The organism is Actinomadura rubrobrunea NBRC 15275 (assembly GCF_001552235.1).
In the GTDB taxonomy this organism is placed as follows: Bacteria; Actinomycetota; Actinomycetes; order Streptosporangiales; family Streptosporangiaceae; genus Spirillospora; species Spirillospora viridilutea.
The window spans coordinates 65,963-80,606 of the sequence record NZ_BCQU01000023.1 but is presented as its reverse complement, the minus strand read 5'-3'; the positions used below and the strand labels follow the sequence as shown (position 1 = coordinate 80,606).

Here is a 14,644-nt window from a genome sequence, read left to right as displayed (position 1 = left end):
CCCCTGCGGCCCCGGCCGCGGCCGTCGCTCCACCGCTCGCAGCCGCCCCACCGGTGCCGCCGGCCGCGGCGGTCTCGCCGGCTGCTCCGGCTGCGCCCGAGATCGCCGCGCCCCCGGAGCCGCCGCCGGAGAACAAGGCGGCCAGAGGGAACAAGGACGCCAGCGCGGCGGCCGCGCCCGCCAGGGCGCGGACGGCCCGGGACTCCCAGTCCGGCCCGTACGCAGCAGAGGCCGCGGCCTCGACCTCACGGACGAACTCCGCGACCTCCCCAGGACGCTCCTCGGCGGACTTGGCCATGCCGCGAGACAGCAGCGAGCGGACCGCCTCGGGGGCCTCCTCCACGGGCGGAGGCGCATGCAGATGGGCCTCGCGCAGCGCCTCGGCCGAGTCGCCGACGAACGGACGCCGCCCGGTCAAACACTCGAAGAACACGCAGGTGGCGGCGTAGACGTCGGTGGCCGGGACGGCCGGTTCGCCCCGCCACTGCTCCGGCGCCATATAGGCGGGCGTGCCCGACCTGCCCCCTTGCCCCGCAACGACCGCGATACCGAAATCGATCAGCTTGCTCAGCCCGTCGGAGCGCACCACGACGTTGGAGGGCTTGTAGTCCCGGTGCACTACACCGACGCGATGCGCGGCGGCCAACCCGAGCAGCGAGCCCTTCATCACCAGCAGCGCCGCCTCCGGCTCGAGCGCGCCGTGGTGCTCCAGCACCCGCTTAAGGGAAACCCCGTCGATGGCCTCCATGACGAGCGCCGCGCCGTATTCGCTCTCCACCAGCCGATACAGCCGCGCGACATGAGGATCGTCCACCCGCCCGAGCAGCACCGCCTCACGACGCAGCAGCTCCCTCTGCTCGGCGTCCGCGGACACATACTTGATCGCGACAGGGGTGCCCGACTCCTCGTGCCGCGCCAGCACCACCCGGCCCTGAGCCCCTGCGCCCAGCTCACGCAGTTCCTCGAAACCGGCGACCCGCCATACCGCTGGCAACGTTCCTCCTCGTCCCGCCCTCCAAAGGAAACCATTGGATGTGATGAACGTTCGGCGTCTCTGGTTGGACTGAGCGTCATGGCGCTGTTCGGCCCGACGCATGGCGGGCGCCGTTCCCATTCGAGGTGATCGATCAGCCGTCCCGGGACCTGCACTGGGTGCCGCCCAAGGTCGCCGCCGACTACGCGGTCCGTGGGCGGCCCCGGCCGCGAGCCCTAATTGATTGGCGTCAGTTTCCCCCGGGCCTCCCGACCACGAACGGTAGTGCCAGCCGGACGGCGTCGGCGTCGCCTTTCGTGTCCCCGAGGGGCGTCGGTGCGGCCTGAAGCATGGCCGTCAGCTCCTCTGGTGACGGTAGATGGCCGTCTACGTTTCACCTCCGTCACTCACTCAGAGACTCACGCAGGCAACGCCCAGCAGCGAACCCCGCGAATGCTTCAAATTCGCGCTCGGCGGATCACTCAACGCGCCTCCGCATCGGCCACTACCTAGAGCATCGACATCACCTGGATTTGTGTCGCCGGACACAAATCCCGGTCACCCGGCACGCATTTCAGCTGATGAGCAGCGGCACCCAGATCGCGATGTTGCCGATGGCCACCAGGCTCATGGAGCACTGCAGGAACGAGTGCTCGCGCCAGATGATTTTCGACAGCGCGATCAGCTGCGTGCCCAACACGATCTTGTGACGCTGCTCGTTGCCGCTTTCGAGCGCGTCGACCAGCTCGGCCGGACGCCAGCGCCGCGGATGCCCGAAGTAGACGTAGCTGCGACGCCAGTTCCGCTTGGCCTCCCGGCGGTTGAGCTGCGGGAACACCGCCGCTCCCGCCAGCACGATCGCGCACGCCACGAGCGCGACCCCGACACGGAAGGTCCACGTCTCCAGGGGCGTGAGCTGCTGGATCCGCTTTCCGGTCCGCACGAAAGCGACGATCATGCTCAGGATCGCGGTTTCGATCGCGAGGATCACGGACGCCTTCGCGTCCACCTTCGCGGTCCAATCATGCAGCGCCTGATTGACGCGCCACGCATAAGCTTCGAAGGACTCCTGGTCGTCCTCGTCCTGCCGGCGGCGCTGATCTGCCGACGGGTGTCCGGTTGCCTGCGCCATCGTCCCTCCGCCGCACTGACCGTCCCTCGAGAACATCTCTCGAGACGTCTCTTGAGACATCTCTTCAGACGCTTCAGCGAGGAGGCTCGATTCAGCGACACAAGGATCTAACTCGCAGGTAATAATTCGGACGACAATTCGCCCAATCCGCCACATGTTTCAGATCGAGAGAGGGATCTCCGCGAGTCGGGTCTTCAACGAAGACCTCAGGCACGACCGTCATCGCGGAGACCGGCCGCTTCTGCAAGTTCCGGGTGCCACTGCACTCGTGCCCCACGCCTCCATCACCGCGAACGAACGTCGCACCACCAGGCGGCACGGTGACCGTTGATGAGCGGCTCCCGGGACGACTCCGCCGGCCCCTGCCAGACGTGATGCGGATCTACCGGTTTGAAGGGAGTTCTTACACGACCTTTACCGGTGTAGGCGGCGGGGGGTGAGGCGCGAAAGGAAATCTGGTGGGCGACACCGGGGGAGGATGCGCAGATGACGATGCCGGGCTACCAGACGTTCTCGCCGCCGACCGCCTCGACCGGGCGTGGGGGCATGGCCGTCGCGTCGGTGGTGCTCGGGGTCGTCGGCCTGCCGGCGTTGGTGCTGTGCGGGCTCGGCCTGCCGATGGCGCTGGTGGGGCTGGTGCTGGGGATCGTCGCGGCGACCCGCGGGCCGCGGCGGGGCACCGCCGTGGCGGGGGTCGTGTGCTCCACCTTGACGCTGGCGATCGGCGGTGTGGCGCTCTTCTTCCTGCTGACCAAGGCCGCCGAGTGCGGCGACCGGAACGTGTACCCCGATGACGCGGCGCGGCGGCAGTGCGTCGAGCGGGAGTTCCCCTTCGCCGAGGCCCGGTCCTAGGCGTGCTGTTCGGGCACGTGATCCAGGCCGTTCTCGAACGACAAAGGGCCTTCTCGTTCCGGTGTGAATTTGCGACATCTGCACCGACGTCCAGGAGGCCTCGCCTCCCACCGTGACGTCCCGTTGACCCCGACCGGACGCGTGCGCCTGGCCCGGTGTGTCGTGGAGGAGGCCGACCGCTGGGCCGCCGAACGCTTCGGCGTCAGCCGCACGACTTCCGCACAGTGGGCCGCCCGCACCGCGGCCATCGGCGCCCCCGATCTCTGGTCGGCCGCCCGCCACCTGCCCGGTCGTGGGCGCTTCTATCCCGGCCCGCCGGGGCGGTCGATCACCGAGATGGGGCCGATCTGCGAGCACTGCCAGTGCCGCATCCTCGGCCACGGCGTCGAGGCCGGCCGGCGCCGGTACTGCCGCGCACTGCGCCCGCCCCGCCGACCCGAGCAGCGCCGATCTGGTCACCGACCGCGCCTGACCCGCCCGGTCCCGACGCGGAAGGCGACGCGCGTGACGTCACTGCGGATCCACCATGGTCCATCGGACGCGGCCTAGAGTCCGGGGAGCGGGAACAGACCGGAAAGGTCCGCGCGCGGGCCGCTGGCGTGGACTCTGCCGCGGTCCAATGCGGCGGCCCAGGTCAGGCGGCCCGAGGCCAGAGCGATCAAGGTGGGAGCGTCCATCTCCACCACATTCGGCGGTGTTCCCCGGGTATGGTGCGGCCCTGCGACGCACTGCACCGCGGCGTACGGGGGGACCCGGACCTCGACGGAGCGTCCGGGGGCCAGCTCGGCGAGGCGGTCGAGCAGCTCCCGTACGGCGCCGCGCAGGACCGCGCGGGCCGGTTCGGCGCCCGCGTCCTGAGCGGCCAGCGCGGTGTCCAGTGCGGCGCGGCGCAGGTCGGCGGGCTCGTCGCCGCCGCAGTAGGGAGGGAGGCCGAGCGCGGCGCGTTCCTCGTCGAGGAGGTCCCGGGTGAGCTGTTGTCGCGGCATCGGGACGAACGGTACCGGGTCGCGGCGGTCGCGTCCTCATGGCTTGGGCGCGCGGACACCCCCGCAACCCGGTAAAAATGTGACGGTTTGTCGACACGAGGCCGCACGCATCACGGCACGGCGCACGCGGGGGCGCGGTGCGGGGCGTCGTCCCGCACGGCGGAGAGAGCAGGAGACGGGGGGCATGCCGGGGCGAGGCCCGGCGCGACGACACGGAGGTTCGCACAATGGCCGAGGCGCTGCCCCTGCAGCCCGGTGATCCGCGTCGAATCGGCGGCCACGAGATCATCGCGCGGCTGGGCGCGGGCGGGCAGGGCACGGTGTTCCTCGGCCGGGGCCCGGCCGGACGCTCCGTCGCGGTCAAACTGCTGCACCTGCGGCTGAGCGGGGAGCCGGCGGCCCGGTCGCGGTTCGTCGGCGCGCTGGCGCCCGCGCGCCGGGTGATGGGCTGCTGCACCGCGGCGATCCTCGACGCCGACGTCGACGGCGACCGTCCGTTCGTGGTCGGCGACTACGTGGACGGCCCCTCGCTGCAGCGGCTGGTCGACGAGGAGGGGCCGCGCGGCGGCGCGGTGATGGAGCGGCTGGCCGCCGGCATCATGATCGCGGTCACGGCGGCGCACCAGGCCGGAACGGCGCACCACGACCTCAAGCCGCGCAACGTGCTGCTCGGCCGCAGCGGCCCGATGGTGACGGACCTCGGGGTGGTCCAGGCCCTGGAGGCCGTGTCCGCGGCGCCGACCGGCAGGGTCACCGACGATCCGTCGTACAAGGCGCCCGAGCAGCTCAGCGGCATGGGCGTCGGCCCGGCCGCGGACGTGTTCGCCTGGGCGGCCACGCTGCTGTTCGCCGCCTCGGGGACGGCGCCGTTCGCCGGGGCCTCGCCGTCGGAGATCATGCAGCGGATCGTGTACGACGACCCGGACGTGTCGGTGCTGCCGCGGACGCTGCGGGACGCGGTCGCCGACGCGCTCGCCAAGGACCCGAAGAGCCGTCCGTCCGCGCGGGACCTGCTGGACAGGCTGATGGGCGAGGCGGGCGCGCTGACGTCCCGCATGCCGTCCGCGATGGTGTCCGAGGCGCGGATGCTGCTCGACGACCGGACGCCGCCCGCCCTGCAGACGACCCCGGAGGTGCTGCCCGTGCAGCTGCCGCCGCCCACGCAGGCTCCGGCGGCGGCGCAGCCGCCTCCCCCGGTGTCGGTCCAGCCGCCGCCTGCGGCGCCCGAGCCCGCGTCGGTCGGCGCCGCGTCGCTGCGGGTGCCGGTGCGCGACGAGGCGCCGTTCGACAGCCGCAGCCTCGGGGCCGGGGACGCGACGCAGGCCATGCCGCCTCTGGCGGCGTCGTCCGTCGAGGACCCGGCGGACGTCAAGACGGCGCCGACGCCGCACCTCATCCCGGGCATGGACGAGGGGCCGCGCGACGACGACCGCCGCCAGGCCACGGCGATCATGGAGATGCGGCCGGACGCGTCGCGTCCGGCGCCGCTGTCCTTCCTGTCGCGCCTGTCGGAGCTGCCGGTGGTCGGGGCGCTGCCGCGGCCGAGCAGCCACGTGCTGGGCGTGGCGCTGTCGCTGTTCATCGGGGTGGCGGTCGGCATCGCGATCATCGCGCTGGTGCTGTGGCCGCAGTTCCGCAGCGACTCGGCGGAGCAGCCGCAGCGGGCCGATCCGGCGACGCAGGCCGCGGACGACCGTCCGGTCAGCGTGATCCCCCCGGCGTTCGCGGGCACCTGGCGCGGCACGGCGATCAACCCGGGGCGCGGCGCCCAGTTCCCGGTCGAGGTGAGCTTCGAGGCCGGGGCGACGTCCGCCCGCGCCTTCTATCCCAAGGAGCGCTGCTCGGGCACGCTGACGCTGACCCAGGGCACCAGCCGGGCGCTGCGCATGGCGTTGACCATCGCCAAGCCGTGCACGAGCGGGAACGTGCAGATCACGCTGCAGCAGGACGGGACGTTGCAGTACGTGTGGACGAGCCCCAACGGCAAGGCCACCTACCACGCGCGCCTGGCCCGCGTCTGAGCGCGCGGGCCGCGCGCATTCCTTCGACTGACCACTTCGCGCCGATTTGCCGGTTTGGCGGTTGGTCGGGGGTCTGTCTCCATTAAGGTGCGCCCTGTCGACGCGTCTTGATCTTGGGCATGGACGCGTCGCAGGCAAAGGAGACTCCCTGTGCGCCCTGTCCCCCCTCGTCTCTTCCTCGTCACCGGCGCCGTCGCGTCCGCCGTGGTCGTCGGCGCCGCTCCACTCGCCCTGGCCGCGCCCGAGCCCGTCCGGGTCGAGGTCACGGCCGCGCGGGGCACCCCCGTTCCGGGCTCGTACATCGTGACGCTCAAGGACGGCGCCTCGGCGGCGTCCACCGCCGCCCGAGTGAAGGCCCGGTCGGTCCGGCGGTTCGGGGGCGCGCTGAACGGCTTCGCCGCCACGCTGAACACCGAGCAGCTGGACGAGCTGCGCCGCCGCCGCGACGTCGTCGCCATCGAGCAGGACCAGATCTACCGCGCGACCGCCAAGCAGTCGTCGCCCCCGTGGGGCCTGGACCGCATCGACCAGCGCAAGCTGCCGCTGTCGAAGTCGTACTCCTACAAGAACACCGGCAGCGGCGTGACCGCCTACGTCATCGACAGCGGGATCGCCTGGTCGCACCCGCAGTTCGAGGGCCGCGCCAAGTCGGTGTGGCACGCCCCGTCCTTCTCCGACGGCTGGGACTGCGACGGGCACGGCACGCACGTGGCGGGCACGATCGGCGCCAAGACCTACGGCGTGGCCAAGAAGGTCAACCTGCGGTCGCTGCGCGTGCTGGACTGCCAGGGCAACGGCCGGCTGTCCGACGTGATCGCCGCCGTCGACTGGACGCGCAAGAACGCCGTCAAGCCCGCGGTCGCCAACCTGTCCCTCGGCGGCCCCAAGTCGACCGCGCTGAACACCGCCCTGACGAACCTGTCCAAGTCGGGGGTCTTCGTCGCCGTCGCGGCGGGCAACGAGAACAAGAACGCCTGCAACTACTCCCCGGCCAGCGCCGGATGGGTGCAGGCGGTCGGCGCTGCGACCATCCACGACAACCGCGCGACCTTCTCCAACTACGGCTCCTGCGTGGACATCTTCGCGCCCGGCTACGGCATCACGTCGGCCTGGCCCGGCGGCGGGAAGGCGTCGCTGACCGGGACGTCCATGGCGTCCCCGCACGTCGCCGGGGTCGCGGCGCTCTACCTGCAGACGCACCGCAGCGCCTCGTTCCCGACCGTGCAGAAGTGGCTGAACGACAACGCCACCAAGAGCCGCCTGGGACGCATCCCGAAGGGCACCGCCAACAGGCTGCTCTACAAGGCCGGCCTTTGACCGTCGCCTGACCGGAGCTTGGTCCCCTGCCGGTCACGGCAGGGGACCCGGGCGACGGAAAGGGCGCTCTTGTCTCGTTTCCCGCTCATCTCACCCGCCTCATGGGTCTAACCTTGGCCAAGAGCCGACCAGTTCCTTAAAGTGGCGATCGCCCGCGGGCGCGGGCATGATCGCAGCACTGATCGGCAGGCTGGCTCGAGCCAGCCGAATCCCGCATCCGTACTACGGACGGGAACCGGGGACCCAACGCCGGGCGGCCAGCCAGGTCTAGTCGGCATCGGGGTGAATTCGCGGCTCCGCCGCGATAGGGCTGACCCTCCGCCCGAACCCGTCAGCTAACCCGGTAGGCGTCACAGGAGAGGAGAGGACGTGGAGAGCCCGAGCTCCACCCGCCCACGTCGTGTCGTCAGAGTGCGGCGCCCCGCCCTGGCTCTCATCGTCGCCGCAGCCGCCGCCCTGGTGACGACGGCGGGAACGACCCCCGCACAGGCCGACCCGGGTGACCTCGGCCGGCTCAGCAAGCTGAACAAGCAGATCGCGCAGCTCGACAAGGAGTACGGCGGCGACCTGGCCAAGCTCAAGGACGCCCAGTACGGCATCAAGAAGGCCCGGCAGAAGCAGCGCCTGCTCCAGCAGGACCTCGACAGCGCGCGCATCATCGTGGCGCAGATGGCCGCGTCCCAGTACATGACCGGCACCACCGACCCGGCCGTGGCGGTGCTGGCCAGCGACGACCCCGACAACGTGCTGAACAACGCCAGCCTGGTCAGCCACGTGGCGTCCAACCAGGCCGCCAAGGTCCGCCAGATCGAACGGCTGGTGGCCGAGCAGCGCAAGGCGCGCGAGGAGTACGAGCGCAAGGTCCAGGAGCTGGAGAAGGACATCCAGGACCTGCGCGCGCAGAAGCGCAGGGTCCAGGCGCTGATCAAGAAGTTCAAGCCCGAGTCGCCCAGCTCCGGGATGGGCGGGGTCACCCCCCGCATGCTGAAGGTCAAGAACACCATCGACATCGAGTTCGGGCCGTTCCCGATCATCGGGTGCGTGCGGCTCACCGGCGACCCGCAGGACCACGCGACCGGCCGCGCCTGCGACTTCATGGTCAGCACCGGCGGCACCATGCCGTCCGCCAGCGGCAAGGCCCAGGGCGACCGCGTGGCCGAGTACGCCGTCGCCAACGCCAACCGGCTGGGCATCAAGTACGTGATCTGGCGGCAGCGCATCTACGACGTGCGCAGCCCCGGCTGGCGGATGATGGAGAACCGCGGCGGCATCACCGCCAACCACTACGACCACGTCCACATCTCGGTCTTCTGACCGTCCCCGCACGCTGAGACGGCCGCAGACGCCGGATCTCGGCGCCCCGCCACCAAGATCGTGGGGCCGCCCGTCCGCTCCTTCCTCGAGCCTCCTGAGCGGCGATCGAGAGGCCGCCGCCGCATGGAACGGTGCAGGAAACGGCGAAGGCCGCCGCGCGGTGTCGGACCGTGCGGCGGCCTTCGCGTCGAGGACCGTCAGTCGTCGGCGTAGCTGGGCAGCGTCGGCTCGTGGGCCTCCCGCAGCTCCGCGAGCGAGATCGAGAACAGCTCCTGCGGCTGCCCGTCGGCTCCGCGCGCCGAGATGTGCAGCGCGTCGCCGCCCGTCACGCCGAGCTGGGTGACCGGCACCCCGGCGGCCTCGCACAGCGCCGCCAGGCGCCCCTCCGAGCCCGGACGGATCGCCACCACGGCGCGCGCCACCGACTCGCTGAACAGCGACACGAACGGGTCGCCGGGCAGCGTGATGCGGGCGCCCAGTCCGCCGCGCAGGCACGACTCCACCAGCGCCTGCGACAGGCCGCCGTCGGACAGGTCGTGCGCGGCCGACAGCAGCCCCTCGCGCGCCGCCGCGACCAGCACCGACGCCAGCGCCGCCTCGGCGGGCAGGTCGACCTTCGGCGGCAGACCGCCCAGGTGCCCGTACACGACGTGCGCCCACTCCGAGCCGCCGAACTCCTCGCGCGTCGTGCCCAGCAGCGCCAGCGTGGCGCCCTCGCTGCTGAACGCGATGCCGACGCGGCGCCGCACGTCGTCGTGCACGCCCAGCACGCCCACGACCGGCGTCGGGTTGATCGGCGTCGAACCGGTCTGGTTGTAGAAGCTGACGTTGCCGCCGGTGACCGGGGTGCCCAGGTAGCGGCAGGCGTCCGCCAGCCCCTCCACGGCGCGCGCGAACTGCCACATCACGCCCGGGTCCTCGGGCGACCCGAAGTTCAGGCAGTTGGTCACCGCGAGCGGGCGGGCGCCGGTGGCGGCCACGTTCCGGTACGCCTCCGACAGCGCCAGCTGCGCCCCCGAGTACGGGTCGAGGCGGGTGTAGCGGCCGTTGCCGTCCAGCGACAGCGCGATGCCCAGGCCCGACTCGTCGTCCACCCGCACCACGCCCGCGTCCTCGGGCATGGCCAGGACGGTGTTGCCCATGACGTACCGGTCGTACTGCGAGGTGATCCAGGTCTTGTTCGCCAGGTTCGGCGACCCGGCCAGCCACAGCACGGTGCGGCGCAGCTCCTCGGCGGTGGACGGGCGGGTCAGCCGGCCGGGGGTGTCGGACTGCAGCGCCGCCAGGTCCGCCGGGGGCTCGTACGGCCGGTGGTACACCGGCCCCTCGTCGGCCGCGGTGCCCGGCGGAATGTCCACGATCTTCTCGCCGCGCCAGGTCATCACCAGCCGGCCGGTGTCGGTGACCGCGCCGATCACGGTGGCGGGGATCTCCCACTTGGCGCAGATCTCCAGGAAGCGGTCGACCTTGGCGGGCTCGACCACCGCCATCATGCGCTCCTGCGACTCGCTCATGAGGATCTCCTCGGGTCGCAGGGTGGGGTCGCGCAGCGGAACGGCGTCGAGCTCGATGTGCATGCCGCCGGTGCCCGCGGCCGCCAGCTCGGTGGTGGCGCACGACACCCCGGCCGCGCCGAGATCCTGGATGCCCACCACCAGGTCCTCGCGGAACAGCTCCTGGCAGCACTCGATCAGCAGCTTCTCCATGAAGGGGTCGCCGACCTGGACGCTGGGCCGCTTGGCCTGCGACGCCTCGTCGAAGTTCGCCGAGGCCAGCACGGACGCGCCGCCGATGCCGTCGGGGCCGGTGCCCGCGCCGAACAGGATCACCCGGTTGCCCGGGCCGGGCGCGACGGCCCGCTTGATGTCCTCGTGGCGCATCACGCCCACGCACAGGGCGTTGACGAGCGGGTTCTGCGCGTAGCACGCGTCGAAGACGGTCTCGCCGCCGATGTTGGGCAGGCCCAGGGAGTTGCCGTAGCCGCTGATCCCGGCCACCACGCCCGGCAGCACCCGCTGGGTGTCGGGGGCGTCGGCGGGCCCGAACCGCAGCGAGTCCATGATCGCGACGGGGCGGGCGCCCATCGACATGATGTCGCGGACGATGCCGCCGACGCCGGTGGCCGCGCCCTGGTACGGCTCGACGTACGACGGGTGGTTGTGCGACTCGACCTTGAAGGTGACCGCCCAGCCCTGGCCGATGTCGACCACGCCGGCGTTCTCGCCCATGCCGACCAGCAGCGCGTCGCTCTCGGGCGCCTTCTCGCCGAACTGCCGCAGGTGCACCTTGGAGCTCTTGTAGGAGCAGTGCTCGCTCCACATCACCGAGTAGATCGCCAGCTCGGCGGAGGTGGGCCGCCGCCCCAGGATCTCCCGGACCCGCTGGTACTCCTCGTCCTTCATGCCGAGCTCGGCGTACGGCTGCGGCCGGTCGGGAGTCGCCGCGGCGATCTCGACGGTGTCGGTGACGGGCTCGTCCGGCGGCGTCATCTCGGTGGCGAGCTTGGGCTGCGGCCCGGTCGTCTCGGCCGGCGCCGGCCCGTCCGGGACGGTCTGCCCGGGCGAGGCCTCGGCGGCCAGCGCCTTGGCGAACGCCGCGGCGGCGTCCTGCGACACGACGATCCGCGGCGGCTCGCCCGCCGCGGCGGGCTGCGGCCCGGCCGGGAACTCGCCGCTGCTCGCGGGCAGCGGACCCGTGCCCGGCTCGCCCGTCCCCACGACCGGCTGCGGGCCGCTACCGGACGGCACCTGGGGCAGCGGCCCCGTCCCCGGCCCCTCGGAACCCACGACGGGCTGCGGACCCGTGCCCGGCGGCACGGGCGGAAGCGGCCCCGTCCCCGGACCTTCAGAACCCACTACCGGCTGCGGCCCGGTGCTCGGCCGCACCGGCGGAAGCGGACCCGTTCCGGGCCCTTCGGAACCGATGACAGGCTGCGGACCCGACCCCACAACCGGGTGCTGGCCGGTGCCGGGCGGCACCGGGGGAAGCGGGCCGGTCCCCGGACCTTCAACGACCGGCTGCGCACCCGTACCCGGCGGCACGGGCGGAAGCGGCCCCGTCCCCGGCCCCTCGGAACCCACGACGGGCTGCGGACCCGACCCCACAACCGGCTGTGGACCGCTCCCATGCGCCACCGAAGGCAGCGGGCCGGTCCCCTCGGGGGCGACGGCGGACTGGGGGCCCGTGCCGGGACCGGACGCGGCCTCGCGCGGCTCGTCGTCCTCCACGATGGCCTCGAACGCCGCCGTCACCGCTCCGCTGACGGGCTGGAGTTCGGGGTCGTCGGCGTCGGACTTCAGCCCGGCGAACCACTCGTAGGTCGGCTCGCCGGTGTCCTCGTGCGGCAGCTCGCGGTCCGCGGTCGCGTCCTCGGGGCCGCCCGGCGGCCGTTCGTCACGCTCGGTCATCCCGCTCTCCTCCGGGGCCCCATGCTCGTCGTTCGTCCACCGGTCGTCAGTCATCTCGTGCCCCCGCTCGCGCGGCGTCCGTTCCTCACGCGTTGACCAGCCTCTTGACGACCGAGGTGAAGAAGCCGAGTCCGTCGGTGGACGGCCCGGTCAGCGACTCCACGGCGTGCTCGGGGTGGGGCATGAGGCCCACCACGTTGCCGGCCTCGTTGCAGATCCCCGCGATGTCGCCGAGCGAGCCGTTGGGGTTCAGGTCGACGTAGCGGGCCACCACGCGGCCGTTCTCCTCCAGTTCGGCCAGGGTGCGCTCGTCGGCGGTGTAGCGGCCGTCGCGGTTCTTGACCGGGACGACGATCTCCTGGCCCTCGGTGTACTCGCTGGTCCAGGCGGTGTCGGCGTTCTCGATGCGCAGCCGCTGGTCGCGGCAGACGAAGTGCAGGCCCGCGTTGGGCAGCAGCGCGCCGGGCAGCAGGTGCGACTCGCACAGCACCTGGAAGCCGTTGCAGATGCCCAGGACGGGCAGGCCGCCCTTGGCGGCGTCGATCACTTCGGTCATCAGCGGCGCGAACCGGGCGATGGCGCCCGCGCGCAGGTAGTCGCCGTAGGAGAAGCCGCCGGGCAGCACGACCGCGTCCACCCCGCGCAGGTCGTGGTCGGCGTGCCAGAGCGCGACGGGCTCGGCGCCGGCCAGCCGTATGGCCCGCGCCGCGTCACGGTCGTCGAGGGAACCTGGGAAGGTGATGACCCCCACCCGGGCAGCGTCCATGTGTTCGTCTTCCTCCGCAATGAGGGCGGCCAAGGTGCTCGAAGGCCCGGGAGGTCGGCCCCCGGGTGAGCACCGCGGGCGCCGGCAGCGCCGCCCGCAGAACTCGGCGGTCATGCGTCGCGGGCGTGGGCGCAGCCGCTCCTGCGGCGAGCGGCATGCCCGCCTCGGCCGACTCCGCCGATCGCCCGATGCGCGTCGTGTGAGTCCTTGGCACGCGCGAGGCCCTCGCGCGCGTCCCTAATCTACCCGGCGCTTCGTGCGAGCTGTCGCTCGAGGCGGCGGACCAGCGCACCGTCCTGCCAGGTCAGCCGCTTGCGCAGGTGGACGACGGTGCCGCGGTCGGGGGCGGCGTCGATGCTCAGGTCGTCCACCAACGCCCGCATGATCCTAATGCCGCGCCCAGATTCCACCAAATCGCCCGATTCATCCTGTTTTTCCGAGGGGCGCGGACCGCACCCCCAGTCTTCGATGCGCAGGACGCACGTGCCGCCGTCGACCCAGCCGGAGACCTCGAACTCCGCGCCGCCGCGGGCGTGCTGGACGGCGTTGGTGCACGCCTCCGAGGCCGCCACGAGGACGTCGGCGACGCAGTCCTCGGTCACGCCCAGGCCCCGCAGCGCATCCCCCACGACCCGGCGGATCACCGGGATGCTCAGCTTCTCCCGAGGCAGGGCGAGCGAGAACTTCATGTCCACCGGTCACCTCGTGTCATCCCCAGGCCCCCCTGGTCGACCCCTGGACCCGGTCCGCGCTCGACGACTCAACCGGAGCTAAGGCTTCCCCGGTGGAAACTCCCGTAATCGTTATACTGACCCGACTTTTCATGAACTTCGGGTGACCTGCGCATCCGATTCCCCAACGCCGACGCCCCCGCGTTCCCCCGTATCGGCTGAGCCACACCCCAGCGCGTACCCATCTCCTGGCCTCTTCGAATGAGAATCGGCCACGACGGGCCCCAGCCAGGACGCCGTCCCCCCGAATTTCCGCCCGCGCTCTGGCCGATGACGGCCAACCGCTGAACCTCGCCGCCCCCCACAGAGATCACACGACGCGTCCTGCTCGCGGTACCACGCAGGTCGTCAGCGCCCCCGCTCGAAGACGGCGCCGTCCGCCACTACCCACCCCTGCACCAGTACACAACGCAGAAATCACCAACGGGCCCCACCAGGCCCGACTCCCGCCCCGCAATTCCACAACACACCCAGCCGGTCGGAGCCGACGTCAACATGTGCCAACTCCACTTTCCCGTCCATGCGCCATGCAGCGGCAGCGCACCCGCGCGACCTCCCCAGCCTGTCAAGCGATCACAATCAACCGCAGCCAGACCGCAATTTTCGGCGGCACGTTTCGCTGATCACGGCCGCGGCGCGTTCCAGAACCCACGGCGCAAACGGGCACCCGCACACCTCCGCAGCACAGCCACGCCGCCTTCCCAGACCAATCAATCTCGCGCCGCCACCGTCCCCGCCGGGGCGAGATCATCACAACGCGAGGCGGCAATCGACCAGAGCAGGACCGCCGATTACGACCGCCGCTCCCCCACCGCCGCACAGCACGATCACTCTCAGCCGGAATCACCCCAGTCGACTTCAACGGCCGCTCCCCGCTGGAGCCACCACGTGCCACGAAAACCCGACGCACCAACGCCGGCCCCAGACCCTTGCGGCGCAGCTACGCACCTCCCGGCTTCAACGCCACCCCGCCTCCGCTCCAGGACGGGCCTACCGGCCGATGAAATCGTCACGGCACGGGCGCGGAAGTAGACCGGCAGCGCAGGCGATCATCCTCGGCCGGAGTCAGACCGCGCATTTCGGCAGCCTCTTCGCTCATCGCGGCCGCGGCGCGCTTCACCCCACACGGCGCCAACGCGCACATC

10 protein-coding genes and 1 riboswitch are annotated in these 14,644 nt (G+C 71.9%); of the genes, 4 read left to right on the top strand and 6 right to left on the bottom strand.

All coding sequences use genetic code 11. The features are described 5' to 3' along the window. Both AR3_RS09955 and AR3_RS09950 read right to left on the bottom strand, forming a co-directional pair. Positions 1 to 994: serine/threonine-protein kinase (locus tag AR3_RS09955; protein WP_217998507.1), on the bottom strand; the 994-nt coding region annotated here is incomplete at its 3' end. Positions 995 to 1,547: 553 nt separating this feature from the next. Beyond that, a complete protein-coding gene (locus AR3_RS09950) occupies positions 1,548 to 2,105 on the bottom strand; it encodes a Pycsar system effector family protein (protein ID WP_106258565.1) in 558 nt (185 codons plus the stop codon). A 486-nt stretch (positions 2,106 to 2,591) separates the two neighbouring features. Between AR3_RS09950 and AR3_RS09945 the strand changes: the two genes are divergently transcribed. Then, entirely contained in the window at positions 2,592 to 2,957 is a 366-nt protein-coding gene (locus tag AR3_RS09945; RefSeq protein ID WP_067911932.1) for a DUF4190 domain-containing protein, read from the top strand. 545 nt (positions 2,958 to 3,502) lie between these two features. Here AR3_RS09945 and AR3_RS09935 read toward each other — a convergent pair. Further along, a complete protein-coding gene (locus AR3_RS09935; RefSeq protein WP_067911928.1) occupies positions 3,503 to 3,943 on the bottom strand; it encodes a sterol carrier family protein in 441 nt (146 codons plus the stop codon). 227 nt (positions 3,944 to 4,170) lie between these two features. Between AR3_RS09935 and AR3_RS09930 the strand changes: the two genes are divergently transcribed. The 3 genes from AR3_RS09930 to AR3_RS09920 all read left to right on the top strand — a co-directional run bounded on the left by AR3_RS09930 (position 4,171) and on the right by AR3_RS09920 (position 8,595). Further along, positions 4,171 to 5,964, top strand: coding sequence for a serine/threonine protein kinase (locus AR3_RS09930; protein WP_067911920.1), 1,794 nt, complete (start codon positions 4,171 to 4,173; stop codon positions 5,962 to 5,964). Between the two features lie 150 nt (positions 5,965 to 6,114). Next, a complete protein-coding gene (locus AR3_RS09925; RefSeq protein ID WP_067911917.1) occupies positions 6,115 to 7,281 on the top strand; it encodes a S8 family peptidase in 1,167 nt (388 codons plus the stop codon). A 192-nt stretch (positions 7,282 to 7,473) separates the two neighbouring features. Then, positions 7,474 to 7,647, top strand: a riboswitch (cyclic di-AMP (ydaO/yuaA leader). A gap of 3 nt (positions 7,648 to 7,650) precedes the next feature. After that, positions 7,651 to 8,595, top strand: a complete 945-nt coding sequence (locus AR3_RS09920) for a coiled-coil domain-containing protein (protein ID WP_067911913.1) — start codon at positions 7,651 to 7,653, stop codon at positions 8,593 to 8,595. A gap of 197 nt (positions 8,596 to 8,792) precedes the next feature. Here the strand turns inward: AR3_RS09920 and purL are convergent, their stop codons facing one another. The 3 genes from purL to AR3_RS09905 all read right to left on the bottom strand — a co-directional run bounded on the left by purL (position 8,793) and on the right by AR3_RS09905 (position 13,457). Further along, positions 8,793 to 11,084, bottom strand: a complete 2,292-nt coding sequence (gene purL / locus AR3_RS09915) for a phosphoribosylformylglycinamidine synthase subunit PurL (RefSeq protein WP_067911959.1) — start codon at positions 11,082 to 11,084, stop codon at positions 8,793 to 8,795. Positions 11,085 to 12,087: 1,003 nt separating this feature from the next. Further along, positions 12,088 to 12,768 (bottom strand): phosphoribosylformylglycinamidine synthase subunit PurQ, encoded by a 681-nt coding sequence (gene purQ / locus AR3_RS09910; RefSeq protein ID WP_067911909.1) that lies wholly within the window; start codon positions 12,766 to 12,768, stop codon positions 12,088 to 12,090. Positions 12,769 to 13,010: 242 nt separating this feature from the next. Beyond that, complete coding sequence (locus tag AR3_RS09905; RefSeq protein WP_227023110.1) at positions 13,011 to 13,457, bottom strand: ATP-binding protein; 447 nt, start codon at positions 13,455 to 13,457, stop codon at positions 13,011 to 13,013. Positions 13,458 to 14,644: the final 1,187 nt, after the last annotated feature.